Below are 24090 nucleotides of genomic sequence, written 5' to 3' on the forward strand. Positions count from 1 at the left end.
CATGTCCAAGAAAGACTATTACGATATACTCGGTGTCAGTAAAGATGCATCGGAGTCTGAGATTAAAAAGGCCTACCGCAAGCGGGCCATGAAATTTCATCCTGACCGGAATTCTGATGACCCGGAAGCGGAACGGAAGTTCAAGGAGGCCTCTGAGGCCTATGAAATACTTAGCGACTCCGAAAAGCGCCAGCGATACGACCAGTTCGGCCATCAGGGCCTGAACGGCGGATTCGGAGGCCGCGGTGGCGCCGGATTTGAGGATATCGGGTTTGAAGATATTTTCAGCCGGTTCAGTGACATCTTCGGCGGGGGTGATCCTTTCGGAGGCGGGGGACAGTCGCGAGGCCGCCGTTCCCCGGGACAGCCCGGATCGGATATGAAGCTCCGCATCGAGTTAAGTCTGGAGGAGATCGCTTTCGGAACCGAGAAGAAATTGAAAGTGAAAAAGCAGATCGAATGCGATGCCTGTAACGGAACCGGCGCTGAAACGGAAAGTGATTTTGAGACCTGCAGTACCTGTGACGGGATGGGGCAAGTACGGCAGGTGCGAAAAACGATGCTGGGACAGATGGTAAACGTTCAACCCTGTCCGGAGTGCCGGGGCGAGGGACGCATTATCACGAAGAAATGTTCCAAATGCAGTGGAGAAGGCCGGTACAGAGGTGAGGAGAAGGTTCAGGTACGGGTGCCGTCCGGCGTTTCTGAAGGAAATTACATCACGATGCGCGGCCAGGGTAACGCCGGTAAACGCGGTGGAGAAGCCGGCGATCTTGTGGTTCTCATTGAGGAGAAAGAGCACGAACATTTTGAACGCGACGGTAATGATATTTACTATGATCTGGTACTGAGCGTCCCCGATGCCATTTTAGGGACCGAAGTGAAGGTGCCTACCCTGAAAGGTCAGGCCAAGATCAGGATTGAAGAGGGTATACAGCCCGGTAAGCTTCTGCGTATGAAAGAGAAAGGAATTCACGGTCTCAAGCGTTCGGGCATCGGCGACCAGTATGTGCGCGTAAATGTCTATATCCCCGGGGACCTCACCGGGGAGGAGCGCGAGCATATCGAAGCCCTGCAGGGAAGCGATCACTTTGAGGCATCCAATAAAGAGGATGACGGGAAAGGATTCTTTTCCAAGATTAAGGATGTGTTTACGTAGCTTCTTACCGCATCCAGCGGTCAAACACAGCGGCAAATCGCCGCGGTGATGCCGAATCCATGTTAAAGTAGAGTGAGGGTTCGATGAGTTCCAGCTCCATGAGGGCAAAGGCATGGTTGCTCGTGCGAACCAAGTCGATGCGTGTATACAGGGGATCCGGTTCTATGAGTTCAAGAATCTGCCGTCCGGTGGCAAGAAGCTGTTCGCCGGCCTCTATTTTTTGAAGCTGCCCGCCAAACTCTTCCTGTACCCGGAAATCATTTTTCTTTGGGGTTTTCAGGATGGTGTGGCTGTAGGTATTCCCGAAATAGAAGAGGGAAAATTCTCCTTCGCTGACAACAGACGGCATAAAAGGCTGCACAATAAACGGCCGCCGGGAAAAAATACCGGACAATTGTTCCGCATACTTCTCCCCCTCGGATTTCCTCAGCCGGAAGGTATCTTCTGCGCCGGCACTGATGGTGGGCTTTATGATGATCTCCTCCGCCGATAGCCCGGAAAAAAAGGAGTCCCAGTCTCTGCTGTCAAAACGATCCTTCCACAGGCTTGGTACAATTTCTATGCCTTCCTGCTGAAGGTCGCGCAGATAGGTTTTGTCAATATTCCATTCCACCAGCTCGAGGGTGTTTTCCAGAATGGCGGACGACCGGTCTATTTCCTGGAGAACCCGGAAGAATTTCTGTGGGTCCTGCTGGTAATCCCACGGGCTCCGGATAAGAACCACATCGAACCGGTTCCAGTCCACCTGCCCGTTGCGCCAGGAGACTTCTTCGGCCGACCATCCCCGCTCGGCCAGCGGGTCGAAGAGCAGGTGATCGTAACATTCATAGCCGTCAAGGCTGTCCATGGAGAGGAAGGCACACTTTTTCATGAGGCAGAGTTTTTCCAAGTAAAATAGTTATAGAGCTTTGCAAAACCGTTCTTTTGGCCAATTTCTGTATTATTGCGCATACAACATCCTTACATATGCTTTTGTGTATATGCTACTGCGGGTTTGAATTCCGCGAGGCTTTGATAGTGATCAAAATTCCTGGTTTTTTAAAATTCTCTTATATTAACAGCAGGAAGAAGATAGGATTTCTGCTTCTATAAATAAATAGACTATTGTGTTGTATTTAGTGCGTCATCCAGATCAGTATTTTCGAGTTGAACAGTCGTATGTTCAATGCCAAATTTTTCATGGAGCTCACGTTTAAGTCTTTTTAAAAGATCGTCCGAGACCGGATTGACCACCAAATGCACGGATAGCGCATTTTCGGTAGTACTCATGGCCCGGATATGAAGATCATGCACAGCTTTTACATGCTCATGACCTTGTAGAAATTTCCTGACGTCATCATAGTCAATATCTTTGGGTACGGCATCCAGGGCAAGGTTAATAGAATCGATGAAGAGTTTCCACGTTCCATAAACAATGATAATGAGGATAAAAAAGCTGGTTAGCGGATCAATCCAGTTTTTACCGGTTAGATTGATAAGCAAGCCTGAAATGACTACTCCCACCGATACGCCGGCATCTGCAGCCATATGTAAAAAAGCTCCTTTAATATTTAAGTCCTTTTCCTGTCCCTTGATAAAAAGCAGGGCCGTAACTGTATTTACAACAATTCCAATGCCTGCTACGATCATCACCTGAGTGCCGGCTATTTGCACAGGTTCAAATAATTTTTGCCAGGCTTTCCATCCGATAACAGCCGCAGCTCCAAATAATAATAAGGCATTGAGAATAGAAACCAAGATGGTGCTTCGTCGCAGGCCATAGGTATATTTAATGGAAGGCTTTTTCTGAGCAACCGCCATTGCAAACCATGCAAAAACGAGACTCAACACATCGCTTGCATTATGCCCGGCATCGGCTAACAGAGCAGAGGAATCAATAATTAAACCATAAATAACTTCAACAGCTACATAGGCTATGTTTAAGCCAATGCCGATACCAAAAGCTTTGCCATAGACCTGAGTATATGATGAATGGTCGTGTCCCATTATAGTGCAGTAAAGTATGTTTAGGAGTTATAATATTTTAAAAAGTATAGAGCTTTAGATTCATTAAAATTTGCAGTCTGCTTATTTTATATAGTATAATAACCTGTTTAAACTACACCTGTAGCCACGTAAACAGCACCAAAATAGAATTCTTGCATGTACAATTTTCGAAAATATTTCTCCATGGATAGCCAGGGAGTTCTCTTGGAGTGTTCGTAGCGGGTTCCATAAGAATGTAAAAGCTTAATCATAGCCTTAACCAACCATTTCGGCCATTTTTCAGGCCGTTTTAATTCAAAGATCGCCATCTTTTTTCTTGTTTCCAATGTATGAGCGACTCTTTCTATTATGCGATCATAGTCCGGAGACATCGATATTGCCAACGTAGATAAAATGGCATCTGCATTAGAAGGAATATGGTATTCAGACATATCTGCCTGAATCAACTTAATATTATTCAATCCCGAGTCTTGTATACGGTCTTGCGCCTGCTGAAGCATGTTTTTCGATAGGTCTACCCCAATAATAGTTCCCTGTTTTCCAACATGATTGTTGAGTAACGGGAAGTTGAGTCCCGTTCCACATCCCAGATCGACTACTGTATCTCCCGGATTGAGATTAAGGCTTTGAACTGCTTTTTTTCGATAGGTTTTTATCCTGAAGCCTAACAAACGATACAGTAACAGTGAATGGTCATAATGTGTAGCTAAACTATCGCTGTAGATCTCTTTGATTTCGTCAAGGCTTAAAATTTGCTGCTCCATGTTACTTTACTTTAATTAACTCTTGTAGCGTAATGCCGGGGGCATCCTCAAGGTTTTCAAGGGCATCAATGACATAATCGATCATGTTGGTTCGAATAAAAGCTTTGATCTCTTTCATAATATTTGATGGTTATATTGGACCTGCCAGGTCTTGAAAACCTAACAGGTCTGTTGTTTAAAATTTAGACTTCGGCGTGGGTGACCGGTTCGGCAAACCACTTGTAGATGGTCGGCAGTACCACCAGCGTAAGCAGAGTGCTGGTAAACAACCCCCCTACAACCACCGCTGCCAGCGGACGCTGCACGTTGGAACCGATATCATTGGCCAGCAGTAGCGGCAACAGCCCAAGACCGGTGGTCAAGGCCGTCATTAATACAGGACGCAATCGCAAGAGCGAAGCCTGTACGACCGATCTCTCGGTGGACATGCCTTCCTCACGCAGCTGATTGATGTAGGATACAATGACCAGTCCGTTGAGCACCGCAATACCAAAGATGGCGATAAAGCCTACTGCTGCCGGTACCGACAGGTACAGCCCGGATATCCATAGGGCAAAGATCCCCCCGATGGTCGCAAAGGGGATGTTCAGGAAGATGAGCACTGCATAACGCCAGCTTCCGAAGGTGGAAAACAGCATGAAGAAGATCAGTCCCAGGGTAATGGGCACCACCACCATCAGTCGGTTCATAGCCCGCTGCTGGTTTTCAAACTGTCCGCCGTATTCGATGAAATAGCCAGCGGGCAGAGCCACTTGCGCCTCTACTTTCCGGCGGATGTCACTGACCACACTTCCCATGTCCCGACCGCGTACATTCAGTTGCACATAAGTACGGCGGCTCGCTTTATTGCGGGATATTTGTTTGGGTCCGGTAAAAACCTCCACATCTGCAATCTGGGAGAGCGGTACCAGCGAACCTTTAGCGGTACGAACGGGCAACTCCCGAACCTGTTCAATGCGTTTGCGCTGGTTCTCCTGCAGGCGCACAAAGATATCGAAGCGGCGAATGCCCTCGAATACCTGTCCGGCTACCGAGCCCCCGATACCGGTTTCTACGGTATTCAGAAAATTATCGATGCTGATGCCCAGTCGTGCCAGCTGATCTCGGTCCGGCCGCACCAGGATTTGCGGTTTGCCGCCCTGTTGCTGGGCGCGGACATCCACGGCTCCATCCACGCTTTTGGCAACCTCGGCAATCTCCTGGGCCTTTTGAGCTAAGGTATCCAGGTCATCCCCGTAAAGACTGGCAACTACCTGGGCGCGAACGCCACTGAGCAGCTCATCGGTACGAAGCTGGATGGGCTGGGAAAAGTTAGAAGCTACGCCCGGCAGATCTTCATTCAATTTTACAGCCATGGCCGACTGCAGTTCTTCATAGCTGTGTCCGGCGTCCCACTCATCAAGCGGCTTTAGGTTCACCACGTTAAAGACCACGTTTACGGGTTCGGGATCACCACCCACCTCGGCACGCCCCACGCGGGAATAGATACCCTGCACTTCAGGAAAGGTTTGCATCGACTCCTGAATACGCTTCGTGTATTCTTTGGTGGTCGGGAGGTTTGCACCCGGAGGCAGCACAGACCGTACCGCAAAGGTCCCTTCCCGCAAGGTCGGCTGAAACTCGGTTCCCAGGAATGGGAACACGGCCATGCTTGCGGCAAATAACACCAAGGCTCCGCCAAAGACCATCTTTGGAAATTTGGTGGCTTTTTCAATCAGCGGGCGGCTGTATCCTTTCACCTTGCGGACCAACCACGGCTCTTTGTCCATCCCCTTATCCGGCAGGATGAAACTGGAAATGACCGGGATGTAGGTCAAAGCCAGAAAAATGGCTCCGGCTAAGGCAAAGGTAATTGTGTAGGCCAGCGGCTTAAACATTTTACCCTCGACGCCTTCCAGCGAAAAGAGTGGGATGAATACAATAATAATAATGCTGGTCGCAAAGATCACCGGGCGTATCACTTCGCGGGCTGCTTCGCCTACCATACGTACCAGGGATACGTTCTCGGTATCCCGTTCTTCCAGCAGGCGGTAGGTATTTTCCACGATCACGGTGGCACTGTCCCCGATCATACCAATGCTGATCGCCAGCCCCCCCAAACTCATTAGGTTGGCCGATATGCCCATGAGGTTCATCCCAATGAAGGCCATGAGAAACGCAATGGGAACGGTGGATATAATAATGAGCGTGGAGCGAAGATCCCCCATAAAAAAATAGAGGATGACCAGCACGAGAATGGCCCCGATGTACAGGGCATTGCTTACCGTACCTACAGCTTTGTTGACGAGCTGTCCCTGCGAGTAGAAAGGTATCATTACCATGCCATCAGGCAGCGCCTGGTTAATGGCGTCAATCTTTTGATCAACCTGGGCCAGCAGGTCCTGCGTATTTGTACCAATCAGTTTTAGCACAAAACCACCCACCGATTCCTCCTGGTCTTTAATAAGGGTACCCCGCTTAATCTCGGAGCCGAATTCCACCTTGGCGACATCCTTGACATAAATGGGCGTACCGGCAGAGTTTTTGACAATGATGTTTCTGATGTCTTCTAAGCCCTGCTTGTCCGGTTGAATCCAACCGTAGCCGCGGACGAGGTATTCTTCACCGCCTCGCTCCAAAAAAGAAGCGCCTACATTACGATTGTTGCTGTTGATGGCTTTTTCCAGATCCTCCAGGGTAAGTCCGCGTGAAATAAGGGCGTTCATATCCGCATTGACCTGGAACTGGCGGACATCCCCGCCCAGGGAAAGTACCCCTGTTACACCGGGCACTGTTCGCAGTTGGGGTTTTACGATCCAGTCCTGGGCCGTGCGAAGCTCCATCAGGGAGTGGTTGGCGGTATCGGCATTGGTCACTTCATACATCATGATCGTCCCAAGTCCCGTGGTAATGGGCCCCAGTTGTGGATTTCCCAGTCCGGGCGGGATTTCTTCCCGTGCTTTGGAAAGTCGTTCCATGACCAGCCGACGCGCAAAATAAATATCGGTGCCGTCTTCGAAGTATATGTTTACCCGTGAAAGCCCGAAGATAGAGGTGCTCTGCACGCGATCCAGCTTGGGCAGCCCATACATCGAGATTTCAATGGGGTAGCTGATCTGTGTCTCCACATCCACCGGAGAAAGCCCGGGACTGGAGGTAAACACCTGCACCATGGTGGGCGATACGTCCGGGAAGGAGTCGATAGGGACCTCCTCAAAGGAGAAGTATCCATAGACGCCAACGGCCGCCACCAGAATGAGGATCGTCAAACGATTCTTTAATACTTTGTCTATTATTTGTTGAAGCATAAGTCAAAATTCTTTAGTCGTTAAATTCAATCTCCCTAAATCCCTCTTCTCCAAGAGGGACTTAAAGTATCATGTTAGGCTAAATTTATTTCAGCCTAAGAGTTCCTCTTGGAGAAGGAGGACAGGCCCTGTGAAATGCCACTAAAGTGGCCTCCCGATGCAATGGGAGATTCCACGAGGGCAGGAGGATTGATAGAATCCAGTTATAGCACTTTGAATGATCATACTAACAGTGCTCAGGAGTGTTTTACCGGGTCCTTAATGTCCGTGGGATGCGTTTCTTCCTTGAGCGGTAAGGGCCGATTTCAGGTCAAAGGCTCCGGCGATGACGGCTTGCTGGCCGGGCTTCAGTCCCGATGCAATTTCCACGTAGCCCTCATTTTCACTGCCCAGCATTACCTCAACCGGCTTATAGCTGTCATCCTTTTTGCCGGGGACAAAGACCACCTGTTCACCCTCAATCGTTTGTACCGCGTCAATGGGAATCATAGCTATGTTACGTTCTTTCCCTGTTGATATGCGAGCGGTACCGAACATCCCGGCCCTCAGCTTTCGATTTGGGTTTTCAACAACCGCGCGAACCGGCATGGTGCGCGTCTGTTTTTCCAGGCTATAAGAGACCCAGTCTGTCTTCCCCTCAAAGGTCTGTCCGGGGATGCTTCTAACCGAGAGGCTTACTTGTTGGCCTTTGTCCAGATACCGGATATCCTGCTCGTAGGCATCGATCATGACCCACATTTTGGAGAGGTTCGCTACGTGGATGGGCGTCTCACTGGGACTAATGGTTTGTCCCGGTGAAATATCCCGCTCCTGTATAACCCCGTTGAGTGGACTTGTCAGGTAGAAATGGGATAAGGGCTGATCACTGCCCGCTTCAATGTTTTGAACATCTACTTTACTTAGTCCATAAAGGCGAAGCGATTCGGCTGCCGCATTATAAGCAGCCTTTGCTTCCTGGTAATGGGCTTCCGCTTGCAACATTTCGGCACGACTCGATATCTCCTGTTCATAAAGAGATTTTTCTCGTTCATAGTGTGCCTTTTCAGCTTTTAACTCGGTTCGCAGTCGAATATATTCGGCTTTGGCTTTCCCCAGACCTACACTGCTCATGAGCGCAATCGGTTCATCCTGCTTGACTCGATCTCCCAGGTCTTTTATGACTTTCACTACCTTTGCTTCGATCCGGGGACCCACTTTAGCAATTTGATCCAGATCGTATCCGACGCTGGCGGGACGTGAAATGGTTGAAGAAGCACTTCCTTCGGACAGCGTTTCCACTTTGATGCCGAGGTTACCTTCTTGCTGCTCAGTCAGATGCACTTCGCGAGCATGCTGTCCGGATTCTTCATTGTGCTGTCCAGCTTCCTCGGTATGCTGCTCGGTCTCTTCACTGTGTTGCGATTCGGGTTGATGCTGTTCGGTTTGCGTGTTGGCTTGGGAATCGGAATCAGATCCACAGCCTGCTAAAAGACATCCTAATAGAAGTCCGGTAAGTGTTAATATTGTTAGATTCTTCATGATTGGTGATTCCATATTCATTCAAAAATTAGTTTGCTGAAATTTCAGAGAGAGGCGTGCCGATGAGGCGTTCCACTTCGGCTACGGCCCGGTTGTATTCGGCCAGGGCCCGGATGTAGCGAGTGCGCGTCGAAAACAGCGTGCGCTGGGCATCCAGTACTTCCAGGTAATCGAACTTACCCTGCCGGTAACCGGTCTGGGCCGCCTCAAAAGCCGTTTGAGCGCCGGGTAGTACCTGTTCTTGCAGCTGGTTGACTTCGTTGGCAGCTGCTTCCAGCCGGTTATAAGCTGTTTGCAGGGCCTTGTAGGTTTGTGAGACAGCCGCTTCCCGTTGGGCTTCCTCTCGACTGAGTTCATACTTAGCCGCCTTGATATTTCCCTGATTGCGATCAAAAAAAGGCAGTGGGATGGAAACACCCACGATAGCGGCGCTGGCTCCCAAATCTTCAGCGCGTTTGTATCCGCCGCTCACGGTGATGTCGGGAATGCCTCTGGCTTGTGCGAGGTCAAGGGCTGATTCGCGCTGCTGCAGTTCGGTAGCCCAGCGCGCTATATCGGGATTGCGCTGGATATAAGCTTGCACTTTGGCGTAAGCAGGAACCGCCGAGGGCATGCTCAGCTGCCCTTTTAACTGCTTAAACTCCGGTTGCTCACTTCCCCAGTAAGAGGCCAGCGAGCTACGAGCGGATTCCCACTGGTTGCGGGCATTCTCCAGATCTATTTTAGCACGGGAAAGCTCTACTTGTGCTTTGATCTGTGCCAGTTTGGAGACTTTTCCGGCCTCTACTTGGGCAGTTATGGAATCGTACAGGTTTTGGGCTACATCGACGAGCTCTTTTTGTTGCTGCCACTGTCGCTGAGCTTCCAGTGCTGAGATATAAGCTTTGGTAACGCCGGTGAGCACGTCAAGCCGTTGGGCTTCATAATCCCAGCCGGCCAGTTTTTTGGTGGCATCGGCCAATCGTTTGCGCTTGAGTCGATCAGCACCCAGCAGGATCTTTTGTCCCAATTTGACAGTCACTTCTCGTCCGTCGTACCCTTCGAAGGGACCCGTGCCGCCAAAGTTTTCCATTTCGGCATTCAGCCGCGGATTCGGAAGCAGGGAAGCCTGAATACGTTCGGCTTCCTTCACGCGTACTTGCCAGCCGTAGCTTTGCAGCCGCGGATTTTCCAGCAGGGCTTTGGACAGCGCATCTGAGAAGGTCAGCGTATCTGAAATAGTAACCCTGGATGCGGTATCCAGCGGATTAACATTCTGATTTAGAGCGAGAGACGCCTCATAGGTTTGGTCTCCCAGTGTGCTTTCCGATGGTGGTTCGATAAGTGTTTCTTCTGTGGCGCAACCGGCAGCAAGCACGAGCATGCCGAGGGCCAGTAGTGGGGCAAATAATTTCATATAATCCAGCCACTTTTTTAAACGTTATAGAGAGGCAAGAAAAGGCCGGCTATCAATTATCTCTGTCACCACTATGGATGGCAGTAATAAAGCTGCATAAGGAATACAGCTTTATAACAGAAAATCGATGAAGAATACAGTTGTGATAATCCGGCCGACTTGCTGGTAAAGGGTATAGCCCGTATTGCTCATTCCGAAAATAAAGCCAGTCATAGCGCCAAAATTGGCTTGTGGACTGCCCAGATCTTATCAAATATTCGCGTCCGGGAGTGAGAAATACGGGATAGGTAAGGCTGGATTGGCCTAATTCAGCAGAACGACTGTCTTGAGAGAAGTAACAATTACACTTTCAATAGCAGGAGGGACAAAAGATATGAATTGAAAAACTCGCGACCGAGACAGTTCCTCAACTTTTGTATTCAGTATTCCATTCAGAGCACGTAGCGTTCGGTCCTGGTCAAATCGTGTTATTTGTTGTTTTTTGGAACAAATAAATGAGAGGGGAACATCGTTATGGCTATCCCGGGGGGAACCGATAGTAGGTGTTTCATGATGATGCGAAGCATCGGCATGAATAGTATCTTCTGAGGGAATAGAGAGAAAAGATCCTGCTTCGGACTCTATATTTACCTTTCCATCATCTTCAATACATAGCACCAAAGCATCTGTGAAGCCATGGATGCTAAAAAAATGCAGACTGAACAGTACCAGATAGAACAGGGTAATCCTTTTGATTCCTTTTCGGTATGTGGATCTGAACTGGTGCATTCACATCATTGGTGCGTCAATTAACAATTCTGAATATAGAAAATTTCAGTACCGATTAAAATCTACCTATGCAAAGCTTCGATAGTCTATAATTATTTTCTCCCTATCCCATGTCGTGGGCGTGGAAGGATAACGCGTTTTCTTATCCAATTTTTCGACCTTTTCCCCAAAGGATAATGGCAATGGTCAGGGAAGGAGTGACCCGCAGGTTACTGTGCCAAAGGATCGGGGCGAAGCTGGAATTTATAGACTTTGCTCGTCGTGCCTTTGCCGCCTTCCATGTGAAAGGGCGCACGGGTGCTGACGGTTGCCCAGATACCGCGTCCCTTCCAGCCGGCATCCGGGTCGTCAATCCGTCCGTCCATCCATTTGGTATAGAATCCCATCGGGTAGGGGACGCGGAGTACGATCCATTCCCCGTCTTTCAGGACTAACAGACCTTCTGATTCATTACCGGTATTGATCGGAGTGTTCTCGCCGAGGCCCAGTGTGTTAAATTGATCCACCCATGTGTAGTAGCTGGATTCCGCGCTGCCGGAACCATCCACCCCGTTAACCTGGGGGAGAGGCTCGGTGTAAAATGTCCACCCTTCGCGGCAGTGCTGTCCCGTTGCTCCCGGACCGTTAAGCGGTCCCTCGCACTTCTCCCGGTCAAAGCTGGCCATGTGCCCGCTTGCAAGCGCCACCCAGGCCACCCCGTTGCGGTCGATATCCATGCCGCGGGGAGAAAAGCCTTCTATGGGCTCGCCTTCGTTATTCAGGGGCAGCTCGTAGAGTTCAGCCAACGCTGTCTCAGAGGGATTATTGCCGGGCTCCAGCCTGACGACCGCTCCGGGATAGCCCAGCGAAGATCCCCAGACCGAACCGTCCGGGGCCGGGGCAACAGCGTAAAAGCCGTTTGTAATGCGCTTGTCCATCGTCGAATCGACAGGTTCGCCGGGTTCCACATAGTCATCCCGCCGGCCGTTGCCGTTGGTATCGAGAATAAGGGGGGTCCACCCCTGCGAGGCCTCCTCGTCCCCGGTTTCATCGAATTTTTTGGTATCGAGCCAGCCGACCACTTCGCCGCCGCCGCTCGTCCACAGCGTATTATTCTTATCCTCGGCAAACATCAGGTGATGCGTGCTGAAGCAGGTGCTGATATGCGTATAGTCCTTTGTCTCCGGGTCATAGACTCCGAGGTGCCGGTATGCCCGGTCCAGGGGAAACTGTTGAGCTGAGGGGTGATCCGATCCTTCTTTACAGAAATCAGGGTTGTCAGGGGGACGAACGGTGGCGGTCACCCAAACGCGTCCCTCTCCGTCAAACATGGGATTGTGGACATTGGCCTTGCTGTCCCACAGCAGTTCGTCGCCCCAGTACGGCGAAGGCTGCGGCATCGACTGCGCTGCCGCCGGCTTAGTCTCCGGGTCGCGTACGGTCAGCGGCACCCGGCTCGTATCGTGTATTACCGGGTCCAGCACCGGCAGGTAATCTGCACTCAGCTCCAGGGCGCCATAGAGCCGGCCGTTGGCGTTGACGGTGGGGTCCCTCCGGTCGGTGGAGACCAGGTCGTGCAGGTAGGCCTCCGGGTCGGCCCAATCCCACTGTGTAATGACGACATTCCGCTCCACCCCCTCGGGCCGTGGCGGCTGCGGGGGTACTTCTCCCGCGGAAATACGGTCGGTCCAGTCTGCAAACATTTCGAGGGTTGCCTCGCTGCCCAGCCGCTGGACGCTCGAGATCATACTGCCTCCGGCCTGTCCCGACTGCAGGCGCCGCCTCCAGGCATCTTCCGAAGAATTGAAGTTATCAAGATCAAAGGAATCATGAAACTCCCGCGTCCCTTTGCTGCCAAGCTGGTGACAGGCCATGCAATTGCCCGACTTGATGTTTCGAAGGTAATCGGCCTGGGTTTCGATGTTGGGGGAGAGGCCATTGCCGTCGGGGCCACTGCCCGGGAATTCCTCTTCGCCGGGGACGTCAATCAGGGAAAACCAGTAGCCGGCCGGGTAGTATTCCGCCGCGGCCTGTTCATCGGGAGCTTGCACCGCTTCGAGGTCAAGGTTTTTGCCGGGCGTGGCATCTTGCTTCGGCGAGTCCACCAGCCCGTAGCCACGTACCCATACGCTATAGTTGGCGTCCGGGAGATCGGGGATAAGGTAACGTCCTTCTGCATCGGTGACTACAATCCTGGCGAACCGGGTGGAGAGGTCATAGGTCTCCGCAATCACCCAGACCCCTGCTTCCGGTCCGTCGGGACCGGTGACCACGCCTCCGAGGTCATTATCATCCACCTGTAGCGGTGCCTGCTGGGTGCCGGAATTACAGGCGATTAATCCTGAAAGGAGGATGACCATTGTGACGTAGTGCAAGGTCTTTGATATGATATTGCGTAGCTCCCTATGAAAATTATGAAATACTGAATTGTATGGTAGTGATGGAGAGGGGTTGTCTGGATTCATGGCCATTGTTTCTTTTGAGTAAAAAGGTTAGAGCGTACCGGCAGAAGATCAACGTGAAAGTTGGTATCCAGCAGCTACCAAAGCAGCCATCAGATCATTATTTAAATGTTTATGCCCTCACGTTCCCGGATCCATAAACAGATTACAGATATTAAGATTATGCTATTTTCCCTGTGTTGTCAATTTCTCAAACCGCATAACGTATCCCGTGCTTATAAAGGACGTGATGCTTATGAACTATTTATGGTATATAGCAACACTGAAAGAATACTATTTGTAAAGGCCATAGGCAAGTAAAGGGAGAAAAGAGATTTCTCTCAGCTGGTTGTATCGCACCACTTTGGCGAACCAAAAATAGTCGTGGAATAGGAGATTAAATTAACTGAACCGACCGCTTAGCCGACTTTGGATTTCTTGCCGGATTTGACTTCCCGGCGGCGGGAACACGCTTCTTCATCCTCGCAGGTGCCGAAGAAATGCAGCGAATGGCCGGAGATATTGAAATCATGGATCTTCTCCATCATCGTCTGGATCTCCTGGATGCGGGGATCACAGAATTCTATCACCGCCCCGCATTCCTGGCAGATAATATGATCGTGCTGCTGGTAGGCATACGCGCGCTCGTAGTAATACTGGTTTTCGCCGAACTGCTGGCGCTGTACCAGTCCGCATTCCACCAGCAGGTCCAGCGTATTATAGACCGTGGCCCGTGAAACCCGGGTGCCGCCATCCTTCATGTTAAAAAAAATGTCATCGGCATCGAAGTGACCGTCGGCCCGGTAAATTTCACCGAGCACCATAAAGCGCTCAGGCGTCTGTCGCTGGTTGTGTTCTTTCAAATAGGAGCTGAAAATCTCCTTTACCAAATCAATTGTTTCTTCGTTTGCTGGATGAGCCATGAGAGTATATTTTCTTTTACTATTGAAAGTAATATAAGGAATTGGCACACCTTATAAAACACTATTGCGGCCGGGCTTTGGTATATATTGCTGAACTTTCCATTCAGAATGTTATATTCGGTTTGTAAGCGCCGTTTTGTGATCAGGTCACACAGGTAACGATAATTAACCGAAGAGATTTATGCCAACTGTTGTAGCGTTTGAAACTCTGACGGAGTTGTTTCTTAATCTAAAGAAAAAGTATGAAGAGGATACGAAGAAAACGGCTTTTGCCCGAAAACCTTCGTCGGATGAACCGTATGAGACGATTTCGTGGGATGAGGTTGCCGGCGATGTTCAGACGCTGTCCGCATACCTGGTAAGACATGGTATTGAGGCCGGCGACCGTGTGGCCATCCTCAGTGAAAACCGCTACGAGTGGGCGGTTTTTGATCTGGCGCTTCAGCTGATTGGCGCCGTTAATGTGTCGCTGTATACGTCGCTGCCTGCGGGACAGGTTAAATATATTCTTCAGAACTCGGAGGCGAAGATGTTTTTCGTCTCTACGGGTATTCAGCTGAAAAAAGCCCGGGAAATTTTTGAGGATTGCGAACATCTCAATCGCATTATAGCATTTGATAAGCCCAATATTGAGAGCTACCTGGATGGTCCGTACGTCATGCTGTTTGATGAGGTAATGGCAGAGGGACTAAAGTTATATCCACAGCTCGAGCAGGAGATCGATAACCGGAGCAAAGCGGTGGAGCCGGAAGACCTGGCAACCCTTATTTACACGTCCGGCACGACGGGTCAGCCGAAAGGCGCTATGCTGACCCATCGCAATATCGTGAGCAATATCAAGGCGGCTCACCAGATGATTCATATCACCGAAAAGGACCGCTGCCTCTCTTTTTTGCCGCTCTGCCACTCGTTCGAACGCACGGCGGGACATTATGCCATGATGGCTGCCGGGGCGGAGATCTATTATGCCGAGAGCGTCGATACGGTTGCTAAAAACATGACCGAAGCACAGCCCACCATCATCATAAGCGTACCACGGCTGTTTGAAAAAATTTACAACCTGGTGAAAAAAAGTGTGGAAGAGGGGACGGCTATCAAGCAGAAGATATTTGAATGGGCCCAGAGGGTGGGACAAGAGTATGCAGGCGGGGAGCGGGGATGGGTCTCAGTCCAGAAAAAAGTGGCGGACAAACTGGTATTTGACAAGCTGAAAGAGCGTACCGGCGGAAGAATCCGCTTTTTTGTCTCGGGAGGGGCCGCCCTGCCTCCAAAGATCGGTGATTTCTTTATGGGCGCGGGACTGCATATTATAGAAGGATATGGCCTCACGGAAACGTCCCCCATCATGTGTTGCAATACGCTCGGAGATGAACGGATGGGTACGGTGGGCAAGGTGCTGCCAGGCGTCACGGTAGCCATACAGCGCCTTGAAGACAGTAAGATTGTGGCCGAAATGAGTGGGGAAGACTATCCGACCGACCTTAATTCGGAGCAGGGGGAGATCCTCTGCAGGGGACCCAATGTGATGGAAGGCTATTGGAAAAATGATCAGGCCACCCGTGAGATGATTGATGAAGACGATTTCCTGCATACCGGCGATGTGGGACGTTTTACAGAGGGGAATCTGCAAATCACGGATCGCATTAAGCACATGATCGTAAACGCCGGCGGTAAAAATATCTACCCGGGTCCCATCGAAGACCTGTTTAAAACGAGCAAATGGATTGATCAGCTTATGATGGTCGGGGAGCGGCGGACCTATATGGCGGCGTTGATCGTCCCCGATTTTGAGGCGCTTCAAGATTTTGCCAGGGAGGGGGAATTACGCTATGATTCAACAGAGGAGCTAATTGCCAAGGAAGAGGTCCAAAATATCTACCGCAGGGAGATTCGGAATCAATCGCGTGAGCTGGCTTCCCACGAGAAAATTCGGGATTTCCGGCTGGTGCCAAACGAGTTTACGGTGGAGACCGGTGAGCTAACGCCGACGTTAAAGATTAAACGACGGATTGTCGAAGATAAGTACGACTATTTAATCGATGATATCTTTGATAATGATGATTGATTGTAGGTAGGCAGATATTCAACCGGTATTATGTTCATGTCCTATTCGATTTTCTATTGGGTCCATATTGTTTCTTATATAGCTTGGCTGTTTGCGTTGGCGGCAAGTCTTTTTTTAGCCTCCAAAGTCCGCGCGGAGAAGAATGACCGCCGGAAACAACTATATATGAAGTGGGAACGGCTGGCCACCGATACCGGGGCCCATCTGGGAGCGATTGGTATTTTAATTTCGGGCGCCGCTATGGCCTCTCTTCCCGTTGGCCCCCGATGGGGGTGGTTTAATGTTCAGCTTTATCCCTGGCTGGCACTGAAGCAGGGGTTCTTTATACTTATTTTGGTGCTGGTAGTGCTATCGATGCGCCGCAGCAGCGCTTTTAGAAAGGCACTGAAGCGGGAACGGGAGGAAAAAGAGCGAACAAATGATACCATTCGCAAGCGATGGTCGTCCGCCTACCGGATGTCGCTGCTGGTGTACCTGCTGGTAGTGATCAATACCTTTTTGGGACTGGTGAAACCGTATCTGTTGGGTTAAGGAATCCGGTCTTCTGTAACCCCGCAGGGCGAAGTATAAAATGGAAGGTTGAACGTGACAGGTTCAGCGGCTTGGCAGTACATATGGTCATGCGGGCGTTGCTTTCGCCATGCGGTTTACCACGACTTCGAGCTTCTCAACAAGAAAGTCGATATCTTCCGTTGTATTATCTTTACCCATGCTGATGCGAATGCTGGAGTTGGCCACCTCGGGCTTAAGCCCGATACCGTCGAGTACATGCGAGGGTTCCACCGTCCCGGAGGTACAGGCCGATCCGTTGGATACGCAGATGCCCTCCACATCCAGATTCAGGAGCAGCATTTCACCATCAAGTCCCCCCTGGGTATTGGGGAACGCAAGGTTGACGATGTGAGGCACGGCGGCTTCGGTGGCACCGTTAACCTGGTAGCGCCCGCCGAACGTGTCATCAAGTGCTGTTACCAGGTGTTGCCGCAACTGCTTAAAGTGCGCACGGTGTTGCTGCATCTCTTCCACGCACAGCTCAAATGCTTTAGCCAGTCCCACAATGCCCGGCACATTCAGCGTACCGCCCCGGCGGCGTCGCTCCTGGGAACCACCGTGCATCCAGGGAAGCCATGGGGTAGCGTGGCGCATATAAAGCACACCGATACCCTTGGGGCCATAGATCTTATGGCCGCTTATGCTGAGGAAATCAAGTCCCAGGTCATTCACATCCACCGGCAGTTTTCCGATGCTTTGGACCGTATCCGAATGAAAGGGGACCTGGCGTGCTTCGCAGACTTCCGAAATCTCTTTCAACGGGTTAATGGTACCGATTTCGTTGTTTACATGCATCAGTGAAACGAGGGCCGTGTCGTCGGTGATGGCTTCGGCCACTTTTTCCGGCTGAATGATGCCGTCGGCATCCGGCTCAACATAGACCGGCCGGACTCCCTTTCGTTTGAGCGCTTCGGCCGTATGAAGAACCGCATGGTGCTCCAGGGGCGAGGTAATAATTTCTGTTTTGCCCGTTGCGTTGACAGCGCCCTTGATTGCAGCGTTGTCGCTTTCCGTGCCACCGCTGGTAAAAATAATTTCCGCGGGCTCTGCCCCGATGAGTTCTGCAATGGTTTCCCGCGCCTCTTCGACGGCTACCTTGGCTTTATTACCCCGCTGGTGGGCGGAATTGGCATTGCCATAGTGTTCGGTGAAATAAGGCTTCATTGCTTTCAATACGCGCTCGTCAAGCGGCGTTGTGGCAGCATGGTCAAAATAAACGGTTTTCATGACTCCGGTTTTACTCATTAAAATTACCCGGTTAAGATATCCAAAATTGAACAGAAAAGCAGGCTATCCCGGATTTCTCACAGAAATATTACAACCGTTTGTAAAGTAATAAGTTGCATTCATATTTAATTCGTTTAAAAATAACAAGGTGTTTTTCCTGCGAAATTTATCTTTCAGCTGTGTTAAAGATACCATGGTGTGCTTAATGTGCCCAAGTACATTTCCGCGAACCTGTTATTTTTGCCTTGCTGACGGAAAAATTTCCTGGTGAGAAAAGCGGACTATATGATTTTTCCAGGTTCGGGGGGGGCAAAAGGGAGTAAATTTAATTTTGATTCATCGTTGATCAATGTACCTTGCTACCGTATTTTGAAACAAATTTAAATTTAAATATTCAAAGTCCGCAAAAGGGATTTCTGTTTATGATGAATCGTCTCTTTTTATTTTCCATAGGAATTTGTCTGGCTTAGAGGACGCGGGGAAGCCGGGTGGGTTGAGTCAGATTTTGGGTCTTTTGAGGCAAATAGTGGGTCTATTTAGCGAAAAAGAGCTCGGAATCCGGCCAAATCCTGCGAACTCGCAGTAGATTTTGCTAAGTCTGACAGACTTTTTGGAGGAGATATTCTTTTGTGGAGCCTGAGATCAAAACGGACAAATAGTTATTATGGATAAGATGACGCTTAAGGATGTGGATATAGAAGGTAAAACGGTACTGATGCGTGTAGATTTTAACGTGCCGATTAAAGATGGAAAAATTGGTGATGACAACCGGATCGTCCAGGCGCTGCCTTCCATTGAATATGTGATCGCAAACGGCGGCAGGCTGGTCCTCATGAGTCATCTGGGTCGCCCGGGCGGATCGGTTGACCCGTCACTGAGCCTTCGTCCCGTATTCGAACACCTGCAGACGCTGGTTGATACGGATGTCTATTTTGCGGAAGACTGCATCGGTGAGCAGGCAACCTCCGTTATTGAACAGGCCGAAGAAGGAGAGATCGTATTATTGGAAAATGTGCGGTTCCACGAGGGAGAAAAAGCCAATGACAAAGCGTTTTGCAAGCAGCTGGCTGCGCACGGAGATCTTTTTTGTAATGATGCATTCGGGAGCAGCCATCGCGCTCACTCCTCCGTTGCCGGGGTTACCCGTTTTTTGCAGCCGGCGGTTTCGGGCTTTCTGCTGGAAAAGGAGATAAAATACCTGAACGATTCGGTCAATAATCCCCGGCGCCCGTTTGTCGCCATACTGGGAGGAGCCAAAGTGTCCGACAAAATAGGCGTCATTGAGAATCTGCTGGGTAAAGTGGACACTATTATTGTCGGCGGGGGCATGACCTACACCTTTTACAAAGCCAAAGGATGGTCGATCGGTGATTCGCTGGTCGAGGACGAGAAAGTGGAGCTGGCCTCGGAGTTGATGGAGAAGGCCGGGGAGCAGGGCATTAAATTTATGCTGCCGGTCGACTCGGTGGTAGCCAAAGAATTTAAGAATGATACGGAACACAAGGTCGTGGACGAAGAGGGCATCGAAGACGGCTGGATGGGACTGGATATCGGTCCCCAGTCCTCCATCGCGTTTGGCAATATCATAAAAAATGCCCAGACGGTGGTATGGAACGGCCCTATGGGGGTGTTCGAAATGGAAAGTTTTGCCGACGGCACCAATGCGGTGGCCCGGGCGCTGGCCGAAGCGACCGAACGGGGAGCGACTACGATTATCGGCGGTGGTGATTCAGCGTCGGCTATCAAGCAGGCGGGACTGGAAGAAAAAGTTTCGCACGTCTCTACCGGTGGCGGGGCCAGCCTGATGTTTTTGGAAGGCAAAGAGCTTCCCGGTGTGGCGGCGCTGACAGATAAGTAGTTTTGTATAGAGGGTTTCTGAATCTGCGTCCTCGGTATTTCCAAAGTACCGGGGACTTTTTTCTATAGATCATCGGTTGAAAAGCAACGGTACTCTTCCAGTTGAAGCGATGGAATGGTAGCATTCCTATAGAAAGATAAGTCATTGGCCTGCAATTGATAATAAAAAACCTGAACAGTGAACATCCTGCTACAAATGTCACAGAGAGCAGGATTATACAGATCCATTTGTTCATAGCTATTATTTCAGATAGAAAGTTGACAGGAGACCGGAAAACAAAGATCGATCCCTGCGCACGCTTCGGTCCGGATGACCATCCAGAGTGCACTAAGGAACATCAAATAACGACCAAATTTCCTGGTGAATAATCCGGGTTATTATGCTGCGGTTTTGAATACGGTCAGGGGTTGATAGGGATCAATCTCCTGTTTTTTTAAAAAATCCTCTGATAGGACGAGCCTTTCTTCTTGTGATAAATATTATGATGTGAAGCCGCTATGCTATCCAAATTGATTGTACACAGGGAACCTGCCGGGAGAAAACAGAGCGGAACGCTTAGTGAAGGGGATTTTCGCTACATGTGAAAATAGTTTAGAAAACTGGGAATTTTCAAGTAGCTATTGCTTGCAGGCTTAACTTATATATAAACGTAAAGTCAAATGTACTTAACATGCGGTGCTCATCTTGTATATCTAAATATAATTTGAGTTAACTATAAAGGTAATGGTGAGTAATAAATCGGTCGGGATTATGGAAAAAAGATATAAATATGATAAAGGTGTTTTTTCGGAAAAAACAGGTATCAGGAATAGCGTGAGGCTTTTAATGGTCGTATGCATTTCTTTATTTTTTTCAGCTAATGTATGGGCTCAACAGAATGAGAGGGTAAGTGGGATTGTTACCGATGCTTCAAACGGGGAGCCCTTACCGGGAGTGAATATTATGGTGAAGGGGACCACAATGGGTACTTCTACGGATGCAGAGGGGGAATACTCGCTAAGGGTCCCTTCCTTAACCGAGACCCTGGTCGTCTCCTATATCGGCTATGCTACCCGGGAGCTGAATATTGACGGCAGGTCAACTATTGATATTGAATTAGAGCCGAGTGCCCAGGCACTGGACCAGGTTGTGGTGACAGCCCTTGGAATTTCAAGAGCACAGCAATCACTCGGATATGCTGTGGAGGAAGTGAGTGGAGATGAGTTGAACCAGGTAGTACAGGAAAATGTATTAAACTCTCTGTCAGGAAAAATGTCCGGTGTCAGTATTAATTCCACCGGCGGGGCTGCAAGCTCTTCGGTGAGTATGGTCATCCGCGGGGCCACTTCGCTGACAGGAGATGATCAGCCTCTATTTGTCATTGACGGGGTGCCGGTAAGCAATTCCCTTTCAGGAAATTCAAACCAGTTCGGAGATCGTAACGTCGTAGACTACGGAAATGCCATTTCCGACTTAAATGCCTCCGATATTGAAAGCGTCTCCGTTTTGAAGGGAGCCAGTGCGGCCGCCCTATACGGTTCGCGGGCAGGGAATGGCGTGGTACTGATTACAACGAAAGAAGGAGATCGAAATCAGGATATGCAGGTTTCAGTCAGCACCAGTACCGTTTTTGACCGACCGTATAAGTATTTGAAGATGCACAGTACCTTTGCTACCGGGGTTACCCCGTTCACTGAAGAACAATGGGAGGAGCTCACGGGGGGACCCCTGGTAATTGATGAAGGAAGTGCAGCACGGCTGGGTCCGCAACTCGATATCGGGCAGGAAGCGGTCCAGTGGAACAGTCCGGTCGATGAAAACGGGAATCCCATACCCACTCCCCTGGTTTCGCACCCGGACAATATTAAGAATTTTGTCCAGACCGGCATCACCAATACCAATAATATGGCGATCAGCGGCGGTACAGAAAACACGGCTTTCAGGGTTTCTTATACGAATATGAACAACCGGGGCATCGTACCCAATTCGGATCTGTTCCGTAACTCGTTAAATGTGAACGGTACCTATCATGTCAGTCCGAAGTTGAGTTTCAATACCAAAGTTAACGTTGGTCGCACGAACTCTAACAACATTCCGGCGAACAACCGGGGGACCAACCCGCTGCAGGCGGCCTACGAGGTATCCCCTCATATTAATATCCTGGATTATGAGGATTACTGGGTAGCGGGACAGGAGGGGATCCAGCAGCTTGCGGTACCGGATCATAACAACCCTTATTTCATGGCGTATGAAGTCAATAACTCGTTCTTCCGGGACCGGGTATTCGGTAGTGCAAACATGGATTGGAAAATTGCCCCTGCTGTTTCGGCAACGGCAAGCTACTCACTGGATCGCTTTAATGAACAGCGCGAAACGGAAATTCCCTACAGCTATACCCGTAACCCGAGAGGTACCTACGGCATCCAAAAGATAAACAGGGCCGAACATAACACCTCTGTTTCTTTGGACTATGACGAGGATTTCACGGACTTTTCATTACGGGCGTCCCTGGGCGGTAATTATTTGTACCGGTACAACTCCAGCAATTCAAACTCGTCGGGCGGGGGCGGATTGACTATCCCGGAGCTGTACACGCTTTCGAATATTGCTCCTGAAGATCTGAATTATGGAAGCAGCTGGAGTCAGAAAGCAATCTACAGCGTATATGGACTGGCAAGCCTGGGATACAATGATATGCTGTACCTCGATGTAACGGCGCGTAACGACTGGTCCAGTACCCTGCCCTCTGACAACCGTTCATATTTTTATCCTTCTGTTTCAATGAGTGCCATCGTGAGCAATATGGTGGATATGGGCGACGCGGTGGATATGATCAAGCTGCGCGCCGGCTGGGCACAGGTTGGAAATGATACGGACCCGTACAGGCTGGAGCAGACCTTGTACAACGCCGGGGCCTGGGGGGACGTGACCCGGCTGGGGACCCCGGGCACCTTGTTGACCCCTGATTTGAAACCGGAGATTATTACGTCCATAGAAGTAGGGACCGAATGGATTTTCTTCCAGGATCGATTCCGTTTCGAGGGGACCTATTATGAGACAGAAAACGAGAATCAGATCCTGCCGCTGAGTCTCCCGCAGTCATCAGGGTACGGCAGCAAGCTGATCAATGCGGGATTGGTTTCCAGCCGTGGGGTCGAACTTTCGGTCGGATCCACGCTGTTATCGACCTCTGATTACCAGTTTGATGTCGACCTGAACTACACCTATACCCGGGCGCGGATCGAAGAGCTGGCCGAGGGCATCGACTATTACGAATTCTGGACGGATGCCAAAGGAGGCGCTTATTCCTGGATCGGCGAGGATATCGGGAATATCTACGACCGGAAACTGGTAACCGTAGAAGATGAGAGCTCTCCCTATTATGGCTGGCCGGTGTTGGATGAGTCGGGAAGCTGGCAGAGCCGGAGCGGGATCAATGACTTGGTGAAGATCGGGAACTTCAACCCGGATTTTACCATCGGCATGCAGACCTCTTTTTCCTACAAGAACTTTTCCTTTTCGGCCAACCTGGACTGGCGGCAGGGCGGTGAGTTTGTATCCCAGACGTATCGATACCAGGAATCGGACTGGTCGACCCAGCGGCAGCTGGATGAAATTATCAACCCGGATGAAATCAACGGGGATATTGCGGAATATCTTAGAAACAATGCGGACGGTATTATCAGGGGAGAAACCCCGCGGGTGGGGGGACCCACTCCCGAGATGGGGGGCTATGAATTTAACTATGAGGGAATTCCGGTTGGCAGCGGGACGTTCAATCCCGGCGTTATCGCCGAGTACGATGATCAGGGTAACCTGATCGGCTACACCGAGAATCTCGGGGGTCCCGGCACGAGATATATTCCCATGGCGGACAATTATCCCTGGGATTTCACGAAGACGGCGCTCTTTGACGCCTCTTTCGTCAAGCTCAGAGAGGTGTCCATGACCTACCGGCTTCCTCGGGGCTGGATGGAAAGGCTGAATATAGGAATGAGAAATATGGCGGTGACGCTCTATAGCCGTAACATTGTTCTGTGGACGAAGGCAAAAATCGGCATAGATCCTGAACGTGCCTTCCAGCCGGAAGGAAATGGATTCTTCAAGCAAGGGATTGAACGCTACAACGTAACGCCCTTCGTTCTGCCGGTCGGAATTAAATTATCTGCAAATTTCTAAGCCCCTTTA

14 protein-coding genes are annotated in these 24090 nt (G+C 50.1%); 5 read left to right on the forward strand and 9 right to left on the reverse strand.

Annotation, left to right across the window (positions count from 1 at the left end):
* Position 1: 1 nt before the first annotated feature.
* The gene (gene dnaJ, locus BUB16_RS05955; RefSeq protein ID WP_073060780.1) at positions 2-1159 is read left to right on the forward strand and encodes a molecular chaperone DnaJ; all 1158 of its coding nucleotides are present in this window, start codon (positions 2-4) and stop codon (positions 1157-1159) included.
* A gap of 4 nt (positions 1160-1163) precedes the next feature.
* Here the strand turns inward: dnaJ and BUB16_RS05960 are convergent, their stop codons facing one another.
* From BUB16_RS05960 to BUB16_RS06000, 8 genes are all read right to left on the reverse strand, one after another.
* The gene (locus BUB16_RS05960; protein ID WP_073060784.1) at positions 1164-2030 is read right to left on the reverse strand and encodes an ATP-grasp domain-containing protein; all 867 of its coding nucleotides are present in this window, start codon (positions 2028-2030) and stop codon (positions 1164-1166) included.
* Positions 2031-2260: 230 nt separating this feature from the next.
* On the reverse strand, positions 2261-3145 hold the full coding sequence (locus tag BUB16_RS05965; protein ID WP_073060787.1) for a cation diffusion facilitator family transporter: 885 nt from the start codon (positions 3143-3145) through the stop codon (positions 2261-2263).
* A gap of 107 nt (positions 3146-3252) precedes the next feature.
* Positions 3253-3909 (reverse strand): class I SAM-dependent methyltransferase, encoded by a 657-nt coding sequence (locus tag BUB16_RS05970; protein WP_073060788.1) that lies wholly within the window; start codon positions 3907-3909, stop codon positions 3253-3255.
* Positions 3910-4091: 182 nt separating this feature from the next.
* On the reverse strand, positions 4092-7196 hold the full coding sequence (locus BUB16_RS05975) for an efflux RND transporter permease subunit (protein ID WP_073060790.1): 3105 nt from the start codon (positions 7194-7196) through the stop codon (positions 4092-4094).
* A 258-nt stretch (positions 7197-7454) separates the two neighbouring features.
* Positions 7455-8714 (reverse strand): efflux RND transporter periplasmic adaptor subunit, encoded by a 1260-nt coding sequence (locus tag BUB16_RS05980; protein WP_073060793.1) that lies wholly within the window; start codon positions 8712-8714, stop codon positions 7455-7457.
* A 28-nt stretch (positions 8715-8742) separates the two neighbouring features.
* Positions 8743-10110, reverse strand: a complete 1368-nt coding sequence (locus BUB16_RS05985) for a TolC family protein (protein WP_073060796.1) — start codon at positions 10108-10110, stop codon at positions 8743-8745.
* Between the two features lie 977 nt (positions 10111-11087).
* A complete protein-coding gene (locus BUB16_RS05995; RefSeq protein WP_139240204.1) occupies positions 11088-13232 on the reverse strand; it encodes a carboxypeptidase-like regulatory domain-containing protein in 2145 nt (714 codons plus the stop codon).
* A gap of 485 nt (positions 13233-13717) precedes the next feature.
* Positions 13718-14221 (reverse strand): Fur family transcriptional regulator, encoded by a 504-nt coding sequence (locus BUB16_RS06000; RefSeq protein WP_073060806.1) that lies wholly within the window; start codon positions 14219-14221, stop codon positions 13718-13720.
* Between the two features lie 181 nt (positions 14222-14402).
* Between BUB16_RS06000 and BUB16_RS06005 the strand changes: the two genes are divergently transcribed.
* Positions 14403-16286, forward strand: coding sequence for an AMP-dependent synthetase/ligase (locus BUB16_RS06005; RefSeq protein WP_073060809.1), 1884 nt, complete (start codon positions 14403-14405; stop codon positions 16284-16286).
* Between the two features lie 36 nt (positions 16287-16322).
* Positions 16323-16817: a DUF2214 family protein gene (locus BUB16_RS06010; RefSeq protein WP_073060812.1), complete on the forward strand. Its 495-nt coding sequence runs from the start codon at positions 16323-16325 to the stop codon at positions 16815-16817.
* An 87-nt stretch (positions 16818-16904) separates the two neighbouring features.
* Here BUB16_RS06010 and BUB16_RS06015 read toward each other — a convergent pair whose 3' ends face one another.
* On the reverse strand, positions 16905-18083 hold the full coding sequence (locus BUB16_RS06015) for a cysteine desulfurase family protein (protein WP_244545650.1): 1179 nt from the start codon (positions 18081-18083) through the stop codon (positions 16905-16907).
* Between the two features lie 646 nt (positions 18084-18729).
* Here BUB16_RS06015 and BUB16_RS06020 point away from each other — a divergent pair.
* Both BUB16_RS06020 and BUB16_RS06025 read left to right on the forward strand, forming a co-directional pair.
* The gene (locus BUB16_RS06020) at positions 18730-19923 is read left to right on the forward strand and encodes a phosphoglycerate kinase (protein WP_139240205.1); all 1194 of its coding nucleotides are present in this window, start codon (positions 18730-18732) and stop codon (positions 19921-19923) included.
* 750 nt (positions 19924-20673) lie between these two features.
* Positions 20674-24081, forward strand: a complete 3408-nt coding sequence (locus BUB16_RS06025; protein ID WP_211483101.1) for a SusC/RagA family TonB-linked outer membrane protein — start codon at positions 20674-20676, stop codon at positions 24079-24081.
* Positions 24082-24090 lie beyond the last annotated feature (9 nt).

Origin of the sequence: Fodinibius roseus, from assembly GCF_900129315.1 — a bacterium.
Classification (GTDB): Bacteria; Bacteroidota; Rhodothermia; order Balneolales; family Balneolaceae; genus Fodinibius; species Fodinibius roseus.

Excerpts from the sequence above, each read along its gene's own strand:
- BUB16_RS06010 (WP_073060812.1), top strand. The coding sequence starts at position 16,323 with ATGTCCTATTCGATTTTCTATTGGGTCCATATTGTTTCTTATATAGCT.
- dnaJ (WP_073060780.1), top strand. The coding sequence starts at position 2 with ATGTCCAAGAAAGACTATTACGATATACTCGGTGTCAGTAAAGATGCA.
- BUB16_RS05980 (WP_073060793.1), bottom strand. The coding sequence starts at position 8,714 with ATGAAGAATCTAACAATATTAACACTTACCGGACTTCTATTAGGATGT.
- BUB16_RS06020 (WP_139240205.1), top strand. The coding sequence starts at position 18,730 with ATGGATAAGATGACGCTTAAGGATGTGGATATAGAAGGTAAAACGGTA.
- BUB16_RS06005 (WP_073060809.1), top strand. The coding sequence starts at position 14,403 with ATGCCAACTGTTGTAGCGTTTGAAACTCTGACGGAGTTGTTTCTTAAT.
- BUB16_RS06025 (WP_211483101.1), top strand. The coding sequence starts at position 20,674 with ATGGAAAAAAGATATAAATATGATAAAGGTGTTTTTTCGGAAAAAACA.
- BUB16_RS06015 (WP_244545650.1), bottom strand. The coding sequence starts at position 18,083 with ATGAGTAAAACCGGAGTCATGAAAACCGTTTATTTTGACCATGCTGCC.
- BUB16_RS06000 (WP_073060806.1), bottom strand. The coding sequence starts at position 14,221 with ATGGCTCATCCAGCAAACGAAGAAACAATTGATTTGGTAAAGGAGATT.
- BUB16_RS05960 (WP_073060784.1), bottom strand. The coding sequence starts at position 2,030 with ATGAAAAAGTGTGCCTTCCTCTCCATGGACAGCCTTGACGGCTATGAA.
- BUB16_RS05975 (WP_073060790.1), bottom strand. The coding sequence starts at position 7,196 with ATGCTTCAACAAATAATAGACAAAGTATTAAAGAATCGTTTGACGATC.
- BUB16_RS05985 (WP_073060796.1), bottom strand. The coding sequence starts at position 10,110 with ATGAAATTATTTGCCCCACTACTGGCCCTCGGCATGCTCGTGCTTGCT.
- BUB16_RS05965 (WP_073060787.1), bottom strand. The coding sequence starts at position 3,145 with ATGGGACACGACCATTCATCATATACTCAGGTCTATGGCAAAGCTTTT.
- BUB16_RS05970 (WP_073060788.1), bottom strand. The coding sequence starts at position 3,909 with ATGGAGCAGCAAATTTTAAGCCTTGACGAAATCAAAGAGATCTACAGC.